Below are 4,271 nucleotides of genomic sequence, written 5' to 3' on the forward strand. Positions count from 1 at the left end.
GGGTTGCCCGATGAAGTCGGTCAACCAAGTGAAGGGTGGGTACATCAATTGACTGCGTTAAGACAGCTAACGTTTGAAAATGGACGCTTAAGACAATGGCCAATTGCAGAGCTGAGCAAGCTACACGGGGAGGAACAGCGACTAGAACTCAGTCAAAACGGACTGAATATAGGGACTAAGTCTTTTGATCTATCGTTGACCATGTCATGGGGGCAAACTTTGCATCTCTTCGAGAACTGTACCCAGCACTTAAAAATTGAACTAGATGAGAGCAGTCGTCGACTTTGCCTGGATAGAACTCGAACCTTGATAAAGGAAGGTGACGTTATTCGAGAGTTACCTTTGTCGAGTGAGAAGGTTTCATTGCGCATTCTGGCGGATAACTCATCGATAGAGATCTTTGTGAATGAGGGAGAACAGGTATTATCTTCACGAGTTTTTACGGGTGTCGATGCTACCCAGATATCCCTTCATGGTGGCGCTACAATGGCAATATTCAATTCAATTGCTCAATCAGCTGCGCCATTTGAAAAGGATTAGGGGAAATAGGGGGATAACGGTTCTTCGATTGCCAGACTAGTAGATCGGTAGCTAGATGAGTTGTGCTTTCATAAAAACACCAGCACAACTCATACTCTACTAGGTCACCAAATTCTTGGTAAGTCAGCTTTAAGCAAACAGCTTAGTCTACATAAACCAAACAGCTTAGTCTGCATAACTCCAGTTACGTTAAATGTTCACCAAAGAACGCAATGGTGCGTTCCCATGCTAACTCGGCTTCGGTTTCTGCGTAGCGGCCGGTTGAATCATTATGGAACCCGTGATTGACGCCTTCATAGATATAGGCGGTATAGTCGGCTTTTATCTCTTTCAATTCGGCCTCGTAGTCTGGCCAGGTAGCATTTACTCGCTTGTCTAAGCCTGCAAACTGTATCAGCAGTGGGCCTTTCACGTTCTTTCTCAGTTCCGGTGCAGCAGGGGTGCCATAGAAGGGAACACCTGCATCGAGCTGTTCGGGCATCACTGCAGCCAGCATGTTGATAATATACCCACCAAAGCAGAAGCCGACGGCACCTAACTTACCGCTACTCAGTTCATGTGATTTGATAAAACTCGCCGCCGCGATAAAGTCTTCCTCGATTTTGGTTTTATCCATGCTCTTTTGCATAGCACGACCTTCGTCGTCATTTCCTGGGTATCCACCCAACGGGTAAAGCGCATCGGGTGCAAACGCAATAAAGCCCTTCGCTGCGAGCCTTCTAGCCACATCTTTAATGTACGGGTTTAGCCCGCGGTTTTCATGCACAACGAGCACCACCGGAGCCTTACCTTTTAGTTCTCTTGGCACGACAAGGTAACCTTGTCCTTCACCACTTCCTTTAGGTGAAGGAAACGTTTCATAAGTGGCTTTAATAGATGGGTCGTTAAACGAAACCTGCTCTGCCAATGCATAATTTGGTATTAAAGCCGAGGTTAACGTGGTCATTGCAAACCCGAGGGCTACTAAGCCAGACAGGCGAGTCATGAACTCCCTGCGGTTGATAAGCCCATGCGCATATTCGTCATACCAATCAAATGCTTCTTGTGGAATGGCTCTGCTATGGTCTTGCTGATCTCTATTCTCTTGAATCATTTTTCTTCCTTGTTGATGTTGGCTGATAAGACAGAAGTCACTATCCGCTTGGTATTTAAACCGCTTGGTATTCAAAGCTTAGTCAGGTTGAAGCGATAAACGCAATTATTTACATTCATTTACAAATAAAGAGGGGGATGAGGAAGTATCCGAAACCGTGAATTTTAGGGGAAGGTGAGTACATAAACTTAGTAAGAAGGAAACGAATCAGGAGAGTATTACTCTGTTTATCGAGCTGAGTTGGATATAAAACGGCAGATTAAAGTGTAGGAAATTAGGTCTACTACTTTTTGTTAGTAGCATCACCCTTTGGTTGTATAACGACCATTAATTACTTGTTTGACATATTCCTTAACATAATTCGAGTATTTAGTAACAAAATTATGCATTTATATGCCTTATGTTTTGACATTGGTTCATAAAAAGTTTGTAATCGCACGTCATGATTTTTATCTCAAATTATCATTTTCTTAACAAAGCCCTTCGGTTAATAAGGATTTTAAGCCAATGGTTGGTCTAGGCATTCAAAACATTTTCCACTCAAACAAAATGGGTAGTTCAGTTCGTGCGATTCTAAGCAGTAAGCAAAGACGAATGAACAAAAAGCAAAAAATTGAGAAAAATACCGCCACTAAGAAGACCATTGTTTTTGAAGCCATGGAGCCTAGGCTGCTGCTTTCTGCTGACACATTAACCACCGCAGATATTAATGCGCTTCATGAGAGCTTGCGAGATCAGTTAGACCAATTTGATGCGTTTTTAGAGCAAATCGAAGGCTTGGAAGCGGTGAATAGTGGTTCTATTCAGCTTCCGTTTATTGATCAAGACAGCGACGGTTTCTTTGGTCAACTTGGCAATGTTCTCGATTACAGCAGTATTGTTAGTGACACACTTGTTGAAAAACTGAAAAATGATTTTGAAGCCCAAGAAATCACTCCTGGCGCCAAATATACTGAGTTCCTCAATGACGTTTTTTCTAGTGCTGATGGTGAAACCACACGAACATCGAACATCACTCTTAATAAGGTCGATGGCTTAATTTCGGTCAACTTTGATTTTTCCCTAGTCGATAATGATGATTTTCAGCTTGATTTAAGTAGTTTAGGAGAAGGCATTAAGCTCACTCATGCTCAAGACGTTAACCTGAGTATTGACCATACGATTAGTTTTGATTTTGTTTTAAATACTCAAAATAGTATGAATCATTTCGATGATTTAAGTGTGAACTCGGATATTGGAGTGAGTGCGGAGCTAACGGGCGCACTAATCAAGTTAGGGCTGTTCGATTTCAAAATTGGCGAAGGCGTTCTGAATGAAGATGGCGATAAAGAGCTAGATTACACATTAACTGTTTCCGTCGGGTTAGACGATCCCGCCCAAGAATTGGTGTTTAACCCTGAGTCGCCTCTTTCAGCACAGGAGTTAATAAAAGCGGATTTCGGCTATGCTGAAAATCAGCAGATTGTTGATTTAAAACTCTCTCTAGATAATGATCAACTTGTGAATGGTTTAGCTCTCCCTGATGAGGCGTCAATCACGGTCACCACTGCGGAAACCAACGAGTTAAGTGATGCTGCCATTGTGATGAATGAGCAGTTATCTGACCTCACACTTTTTGATGCGAATACTCTCTATATCGCATTGGAAAGTTTGGTAGAGCGTATCGACACGATTTTTGACCACGATGCATTTGACCTGGATATTCCATTCTTATCCGATCTTGAGCTGTCGGAGCTATTTTCCTTAAGAGAGTCACTACAGACGAACTTACTGGATGCCTTTGTGCCAGTCTTGGATTTGATTGGCTTTGAGGGGGAGAGTTCCAACGAGTACACATCCACGAACACCGAACTTCTTGGCGCAGAGATACAGGCTGATGGCAGTGGAACATTGCTACAAGCTATTTCAAGTAACTTCAGTTTCGTTATTACGTTGAGTGATGGAACTCGGGAATTGATCGAATGGTACCCGACAGAAGAAGCTCCTGAAATCACAACGATTGATGCTTTAGTTGCGGCACTGCATACCTCTATTCAAAAAAATACTAATTTAAAAGATCGGTTGTCGGTGACTAAAGATAATAACCGCCTAAAATTCACCGATTCAAGTCAAAAAGTCGATGACGAGAAAGTAATAAAAATATCTGATCCTCAACGTCATCTCGCTGTCGATTCTATTGATGATGTGGTTGTCGCGTTTGCAAAAGCTCTAGGCAATGATGTGGCCAACGCTTCTGGTGAAGACATTAAAGCTTGGGCTGAGAGCCTAAACCTGCGTTTTGAAGACAATGCGCTCAAGTTTGATTTGAGTTTTTCTCTGCCGAAAGTGTCGGTGGAACAAGATTTCAGTGATGGTTTATCACTTGGTGATTTCACCGGTATTTCTTCAGATGGCACGATCAATATTGAAACCAATGCCGTGTTTGATATGACGCTTGGTTTGGATGTAAACCCAATTGGTGAAGGCGCGGGAGATCTTTTCAACACCGCACTCAAAGACCTGAAAATTTGGAGCGAAGGGATCGAAGCGAGTGGCGATGGCGCTGAACTAACTTTTGTTTCCCCATCCGGCGCGTTAATAGAAGTTCAAGTTTCTGGTGACGACACGATTCAAGATGTCATCAGTAATATTAATATAG

General features: G+C 42.7%; 3 protein-coding genes. 2 read left to right on the plus strand and 1 reads right to left on the minus strand.

Annotated elements, in window-relative coordinates:
• On the plus strand, window positions 1-540 hold a 540-nt coding region (locus ACP45E_RS14150), incomplete at its 5' end, for a GH32 C-terminal domain-containing protein (protein WP_198927723.1).
• A gap of 184 nt (window positions 541-724) precedes the next feature.
• On the opposite strand, the gene ACP45E_RS14155 is transcribed toward ACP45E_RS14150, so the two are convergent.
• Window positions 725-1,633 (minus strand): dienelactone hydrolase family protein, encoded by a 909-nt coding sequence (locus ACP45E_RS14155; RefSeq protein ID WP_017034552.1) that lies wholly within the window; start codon window positions 1,631-1,633, stop codon window positions 725-727.
• 507 nt (window positions 1,634-2,140) lie between these two features.
• Between ACP45E_RS14155 and ACP45E_RS14160 the strand changes: the two genes are divergently transcribed.
• Window positions 2,141-4,271: LEPR-XLL domain-containing protein (locus ACP45E_RS14160; protein WP_141707344.1), on the plus strand; the 2,131-nt coding region annotated here is incomplete at its 3' end.

The sequence above is a fragment of the Vibrio genomosp. F10 str. 9ZD137 genome (assembly GCF_049974785.1).
Taxonomy (GTDB): domain Bacteria; phylum Pseudomonadota; class Gammaproteobacteria; order Enterobacterales; family Vibrionaceae; genus Vibrio.